Genomic DNA, 6,922 nt, shown 5'->3' with positions numbered 1-6,922 from the left:
CCCTGTGGGGGAGAGGTTTGGAGAGGGGTTTTTAGAGCCGTCGAACTCACGTTAATATTATTCATAATTGCCAACAAAAAACTCCCCAGATTTTTCTAAAATTCGGAGAGCTAAAGCCTGAATCAATAAATTTTTTAGGCAATTTTCATGATATTATCCCTTGAGCCGATCTAAAGCTAAATTCAACTTCAAAACATTAACTCCAGGCTCACCAAAAATACCGAGAAAACGCCCATCGGTGTTTTCAGCAATTAAAGTTTCCAGTTGGTTTGGCTCAATTTTTCGCGCTTTGGCGACTCGTGCAATTTGGGCTTTGGCGGCTTTTGGGGTGATGTGGGGGTCAAGGCTGGAACCAGAGGTGTAGACAAGATCCGCAGTTGGCTCTACCCCTGCTGTTTTTAGACGATTAAAATCACCTTCAACTTTTTTACTGGGGTCTGGGTCATCCTTTCCTTTGATGCGTTCTAATAATGCGGGGTTACTGGGAGCTAAGTTACTAGCACCGGAAACTCCAGTTTGCAAAATTCCCGCATCATCTTTTTTGGGGTTGGCAGTACTGTAGCTAGTGGTGCTGGGACGACTGTTAAAATAGCGATCGCTACTAAAAGGTTGACCAATTAACGCAGAACCCACAACTTCACCTGTACTATTTGTCAGTAGGCTACCATTTGCTTGAAAGGGAAACGCAATTTGCCCAATGGCAATCATCAAAAAAGGATAAATAATCGCTCCTATTACCCACAGTACCAAGGTAGAACGAATAGCCCTGCTGACTTCACGTGCAAAACTCATTAAAATTTCTCCGGTACAAACATCACAAAAAATAAATAAATAGAAAGTCCCACCGTCACCACTCCTAGCAGTCCCACTCCCCAAGCTTGACTCTTGGAAAGTTGTTCGCTTGTGGCCGCATAAACCACAGGTGCAACCACTAAGTTGAAGCACATTGCTAGAAATAAATACAATGGTAGTTTTTGTCTCCGCCATTGATACCAAATTTCAGCTATTACTTCCGACACTTGGAATATAGGAATAATGTGTTGGATATGAACGAATTTCATAAGTGAATTCAGGATTTTTCAAGAAATAAATTATCAAACAGAATTCAGGAATCAGGAGTCAGAATTCAGAATGAATTTCATACGAATGGCGGATGAATAATTTGATTCTTTCCCCCTTCCCCTTTACCCTTTTCCCAGTCCAAACCCAGCAATTTTGGGTTGCCAGACTACTAGTGTTAAGACAAGGGCAAGATGATATCTATAATTTTGATAGCAATAAAGGGAGCGATAATACCACCCACACCATAAATTAAAATGTTGCGGCGTAGTAATTGGTCTGCTGAAAGAGGCAAGAATTTTACTCCTTTAAGTGCTAAGGGAATTAATGCCGGAATAATTAAGGCGTTGTAAATTAATGCTGAGATAATGGCAGATTGAGCGCTCTTGAGTGCCATAATATTGAGTGCGCCAATTCCTGCCGCCGCAAAAATAGTGGGAATAATCGCAAAATATTTGGCAATATCATTGGCAATGGAGAAGGTTGTTAATGCTCCACGGGTAATGAGTAGCTGTTTACCAATAGTTACTAAGTCAATTAATTTGGTGGGGTCTGAGTCTAAGTCCACCATGTTAGCAGCTTCTTTGGCAGCTTGTGTCCCAGAGTTCATAGCCAAACCCACATTTGCTTGAGCTAACGCGGGCGCATCGTTTGTACCATCCCCAGTCATTGCCACCAGTTTACCCTGGGATTGCTCCGAGCGAATCACTTCAATTTTGTCTTCTGGAGTTGCTTCCGCAATGAAATCATCTACTCCAGCTTCCTGAGCAATTACCGAAGCGGTAATTCGATTATCACCCGTGAGCATAATGGTGCGAACACCCATACGGCGGAGTTGGTCGAATCTTTCTCGCAAACCAGGCTTGACAATATCTTTGAGGTAAATTACACCATAAATTTTTTCATCTTGGCAAACAGCTAAAGGTGTACCCCCCAAGCGGGAAACTCGCTCATAAGCTGCATCGATATCATCAGGGACATAACCGCCACGAGAACGCACAAATCCCTTAATGGCATCCACCGCACCCTTGCGGACTTGTTTACCGTCGGGTAAATTTGTCCCACTCATGCGGGTTTTGGCGGAAAACTCCACACCTTCAGCCTTTTCGAGATTAAAATCCACTGCAACCTGTGACTTTTCTGCTAATGCCACAATTGACTTGCCCTCCGGCGTCTCATCAAATAAGCTAGCAGCTAAAGCAACTCGCGCTACATCTGCGATGGAATGATTATCTAAAGGAATAAACTCATCAGCCATACGGTTACCCAAGGTGATGGTTCCTGTTTTATCTAGCACCAAAGTATTAATGTCTCCGCAAGCTTCCACCGCTCGCCCAGAGGTAGCAATCACATTAAATTGGGCAACTCTGTCCATACCAGCAATACCGATGGCACTCAGTAAACCACCAATAGTTGTGGGAATTAAAGCTACCAGTAACGATATTAAAATCGCCACGCTAGCACCGGCACGTAAACTATTTCCCGCCTCCACACTAAATACAGTGCTGATAAAATTAGCGATGTAATTCACAAAGGGCGGCATAGTGGCCACCACAATTAAGAACACCTGTGTCAGCACCGCTAGCAATACCGTCAAGGCTATTTCATTGGGAGTTTTGCTGCGTTTTGCTCCTTCCACCAAAGAAATCATGCGGTCAATAAAGCCTTGACCGGGATCGGCGGTAATCTTAATGGTCAACTCATCAGAAAGTAAGCGCGTACCTCCCGTCACCGAACTAGCAATATCCGTACCTGGTTGCTTCAACACAGGGGCAGATTCCCCAGTAATTGCAGACTCATCCACCGAACCAATGCCTTTTATGACTTCACCATCAGCGGGAATGAGATTATTAGCAATTACCTTTACCAAATCCCCCCGCCGTAGTTGGGTAGAATTGACTTTTTCAATGGAACCATCAGGAAGAATTTTATTAGCAATGGTATCCGATCGCGTCGTTCTGAGAGAATCAGCTTGAGCTTTACCCCGTCCTTCAGCCACAGCTTCCGCAAAGTTGGCAAAAAGCAGCGTGAAAAACAAAATAAAAGTAATCAACCCATTTAATAAACGTTGTTGGTTGACATTTGCCTCAATTGTGCCAAACAAATTTGGGTTTAAGGTGACTAAAAAGGTAACAACTGTCCCCACCCAAACAACAAACATAACTGGATTTTTCACAGTAATTCGCGGATCGAGCTTGACAAATGACTCGCGAATTGCTCTTTTGTAAATTCCCCGCATATCTGCCTTGGGGGTGTGCTTGCGGGAATCACGAGTTCCTGAAGGAACACGGGGCGATGGAGAATTAGTAGTAATTGGCATATATAATTTTGGATTTTGGATTTGAGATTTTGGATTTGAGATTTGAGATTTTGGATTATAGAAGAATTACTAAATAAGGTTTTTGACGATCCGCTTATCGCAATTATTAGTAATATCAGAACAATCTGACTAATCCAAAATCTAAAATTTCCTCACCCAATACCTTTTCCGATAAAAAACGCTTCGCCGATGGGCCCTAATGCTAGTACTGGGAAAAATGTAAGTGCGCCGAGAATTAAAATCACACCTGCGGTAACGCCTGTAAATAATCCGGTATCGGTTCGCAATGTCCCTCTGGTGTAGGGAACGGCTTGTTTGCGAGACATGCTATCTGCTAAAAACAGTAAACCCAGTATGGGAATATAGCGCCCCGCTAGTAAACTAAAGCAGGTACTCAAGTTCCACCACAAGGCGGTTAAAGTAGGCTGTGTACCTGTGGCTATTGCTAATGGCGAAGGTTGGGAATCACCTAAACCTTCAAACCCAGAACCGTTGTTAGCAGCAGCGGAGGCGTATTCATAAATCACTTGACTCAAGCCGTGGAAGCCGGGATTGCTAATTCCTGATAATTGTTCGGGAAATCCCAAGGCGATACCAGCAGGAATCATAATGGCGATGGGGTGAACTAGCAAAATCAAGAAACTAGCCAGTACAACTTCCCGCTTTTCGATTTTGCGTCCGAGAAATTCTGGTGTGCGTCCCACCATTAAGCCTGTGGCGAATACAGCCAAAATCAAGTAAGCAAATAAGTAAGCGGTTCCTGTACCCTGTCCACCCCAGATAATTTGCAGGAACATGTTGGAAAGGGTAATAAAACCGCCGTTGGGCATGAAGGAATCGTGTAAACTGTTGACTGCACCGCACATAGTACCAGTGGTACTGACTGCAAACAGCACAGACTGTGCCCAACCAAACCTGACTTCTTTCCCTTCTAAATTCGGTTGTTGACTTGAAAGCACAGCATTTACAGCCGGGTTACCGTTGTATTCACCAATGGCTGTAACGATAATAAATACTACATAAATAACACCCACCATGCCATAGACTAACCAAGCTTGCTTAGTGTTGTTAGCAAACAAGCCATAGGTGTAGATTAAGGAAGTGGGAATGGAAAGCATAGCGACAATTTCAATTAAGTTAGAAAATCCGTTGGGATTTTCAAAGGGGTGCGCTGAGTTGATGGCGAAAAAGCCGCCGCCGTTCTCACCTAATAGCTTGATAATTTCAAAATGGGCAACAGGGCCGCGAGCGATCGCCTGACTAATGTTAGGATCTTCCAAAGTAGGCAATACCACCACACCACCCAATGTTTCCGGCACACCAGCCGCCATTAAAACAATTCCGCCGACAATACAAATAGGCAACAAAATTCGCGTCATCGAGCGAATTAAATCTACATAAAAGTTGCCCAAAGGTTTACCAGTTAATCCGCGAATAAAAGCTATTCCCACCGCCAAACCAGTACCTGCTGAGGTAAACATGTGATACCCAAGCCCCCAGATTTGGCTGGCATAACTCATGTAAGTTTCGCCAGAATAATGCTGCTGGTTAGTGTTAGTAATAAAGGAAATAGTAGTGTGCAGCGCTGTATCCCAAGTCGGAGCATTTATCTTAGTTGGGTTTAATGGCAGCCATCCTTGATTCATAATAATCAAGAAAATCAGCAACCCCATTGCCACATTGCTATACAAGATTGCTCGTCCATACTGCCAACCAGTCATATTTTCTTTAGCTTTCACCCCAACCCAAGAATAAAGCACTTTTTCAACTGGATCTAAAACCCGGTCGAGAAAAGTACTTTGTTCTTGATATACACGCGCCATGTAGCGCCCAAAAAATGGAGTAATCACTACTACAATCAGTAGCGTTAAGATAATTTGAATCCATCCTTCTACCATTGGAATAATCTAACTCCAGTATGAGTTCTTTTGAGATGATTATTAGATTATTTTTTCTGAATAACGAATTTAATTCTTACTCGAACGATATTTACTTTCTAAGTCAATCATGAAACTTTTTGTTAAGAAGCACAAGGTATAAATTAATATTTAAACTTAGATATATCAGTGATATAGTTTTACAGAAATATAAACTTGTAGAGTGTTTATTCTCATCTATATCTGCAAATATATAAACCCTAAATCATCCATCAAAAGTTAGATTTGCAATTTACCCCACATTGCAAGCAGCGTCATGCACAGATAATTAATTGATATAGCCGGACAACAAAGACAAAGATAAAATTTCTCACTCCTAACTTTTCATTAATTCATACCTAATTCTTTGCGTACCTCTGCGCGTACCTCTGCGTTTAAACTCCAACCCTCAAATAAGCTCTAAAACCCCAATTTTCGCCAGATTACAAGACATCCTGATTTAGTGGACTAAAATAGCACAATCATCGTAATTAAAACTCCATAGACATGAAAAGAATAGAAATTGAACAAAGAACTATTTTAGTTGGTTTAGCAGGTAGCCACGGCTATGGTTTAAATCGTCCCGATTCGGACTTTGATTATCGCGGAGTGTTTATCGCATCCAAAAAGTACTATTTGGGATTCGATCGCATAGAACAAAAAGATGCTGGTTGGGACGAACCAGGTATATTTTCATTTCTAGATAACAACAAAGATACAGTTATATATGAGCTAAGAAAAATCCTCCAGTTATTATCTGGAGCCAACCCCAATGTTTTAGAATTACTTTGGTTAAATAACTATCCTTTTCTCACTCCTGTAGGACAGCATTTAATTAACCACAAACAATTATTTTTGAGTAAAAAAGTCAAGCATACCTACACCGGTTACGCCTTCGCCCAAATCAAAAAAATGGAAACTCATCGCAAATGGTTATTAAAACCGCCGCAAAAAAAGCCATTACCATCTGACTTTGGCATAGAAGAAGAAACAGCACTAAGCAAAGACGAACTAAATGCGTTTTTAGAATATCTTTATAACTTAATTAGAGGCAGAATTGAATTTTTGGAAGAAGCCGAACAATTATATAAATTACTAACAGCAGATATTGATTTTAAAGGAGTATTAAAACAATATACCTTACCAGACGAAACTTTAGAATATACCCAAAACTTAACTAATAGCCGTAAAGACTTTATCCGCCTGCTTCAGAAAAGTCAAAGTTATCAAACAGCCCTCAGAGAATGGAAAGCTTACTTATCTTGGCAGGAAAACCGAAATCCCGCTAGAGCCGAAATGGAAAGCAAATCTGGTTTTGACCTCAAACATGGGATGCACTGCATTAGATTATTACGCAGTGGACTAGAAATATTGCGTCAAGGAAAAGTGATTGTAGATAGGAGAATAGCTGGCGATGCTGATGATTTAAAAGCCATTCTCAAAGGTGAATATTCTTATGAACAAGTGATGAAAATGGCAGAAGATTTAGTTGCCGAAATGGAAATAGTTTACGAACAATCTACCCTACCTCATAAACCAAATGTAGAACAAATTAATGAATTGTGCATGGAATTAGTGGAAATGCAAGGGTGGTGAGGTATTGGGTATGGGGCATGGGGCATGGGGC

The 6,922-nt window shown here is 41.5% G+C and carries 5 protein-coding genes; 1 reads left to right on the top strand and 4 read right to left on the bottom strand.

All coding sequences use genetic code 11. The features are described 5' to 3' along the window. Positions 1–153 precede the first annotated feature (153 nt). The 4 genes from kdpC to kdpA all read right to left on the bottom strand — a co-directional run bounded on the left by kdpC (position 154) and on the right by kdpA (position 5,277). Positions 154–792: a K(+)-transporting ATPase subunit C gene (gene kdpC / locus GNE10_RS30080; protein ID WP_185569431.1), complete on the bottom strand. Its 639-nt coding sequence runs from the start codon at positions 790–792 to the stop codon at positions 154–156. Further along, a complete protein-coding gene (gene kdpF / locus GNE10_RS30075) occupies positions 792–1,061 on the bottom strand; it encodes a K(+)-transporting ATPase subunit F (RefSeq protein ID WP_185569429.1) in 270 nt (89 codons plus the stop codon). Before kdpF ends, kdpC begins: the two co-directional genes overlap by 1 nt. Positions 1,062–1,237: 176 nt before the next feature. Further along, on the bottom strand, positions 1,238–3,379 hold the full coding sequence (gene kdpB, locus GNE10_RS30070; protein ID WP_185569428.1) for a potassium-transporting ATPase subunit KdpB: 2,142 nt from the start codon (positions 3,377–3,379) through the stop codon (positions 1,238–1,240). Between the two features lie 152 nt (positions 3,380–3,531). Next, positions 3,532–5,277 carry a potassium-transporting ATPase subunit KdpA gene (gene kdpA / locus GNE10_RS30065; RefSeq protein WP_185569426.1) on the bottom strand — a complete coding sequence of 582 codons (1,746 nt, stop codon included), beginning with the start codon at positions 5,275–5,277 and terminating at the stop codon, positions 3,532–3,534. A gap of 525 nt (positions 5,278–5,802) precedes the next feature. Here kdpA and GNE10_RS30060 point away from each other — a divergent pair. Continuing rightward, positions 5,803–6,891: a DNA polymerase beta superfamily protein gene (locus GNE10_RS30060; RefSeq protein ID WP_099068263.1), complete on the top strand. Its 1,089-nt coding sequence runs from the start codon at positions 5,803–5,805 to the stop codon at positions 6,889–6,891. The last annotated feature ends 31 nt before the right edge of the window (positions 6,892–6,922 follow it).

This window comes from Nostoc sp. 2RC (assembly GCF_014222165.1).
Taxonomy (GTDB): Bacteria; Cyanobacteriota; Cyanobacteriia; order Cyanobacteriales; family Nostocaceae; genus Nostoc; species Nostoc linckia.
The sequence above is the reverse complement of the archived record's forward strand: the minus strand, read 5'-3'. Positions and strand labels throughout refer to the sequence as shown.

Excerpts from the sequence above, each read along its gene's own strand:
- kdpC (WP_185569431.1), bottom strand. The coding sequence starts at position 792 with ATGAGTTTTGCACGTGAAGTCAGCAGGGCTATTCGTTCTACCTTGGTA.
- kdpF (WP_185569429.1), bottom strand. The coding sequence starts at position 1,061 with ATGAAATTCGTTCATATCCAACACATTATTCCTATATTCCAAGTGTCG.
- kdpB (WP_185569428.1), bottom strand. The coding sequence starts at position 3,379 with ATGCCAATTACTACTAATTCTCCATCGCCCCGTGTTCCTTCAGGAACT.
- kdpA (WP_185569426.1), bottom strand. The coding sequence starts at position 5,277 with ATGGTAGAAGGATGGATTCAAATTATCTTAACGCTACTGATTGTAGTA.
- GNE10_RS30060 (WP_099068263.1), top strand. The coding sequence starts at position 5,803 with ATGAAAAGAATAGAAATTGAACAAAGAACTATTTTAGTTGGTTTAGCA.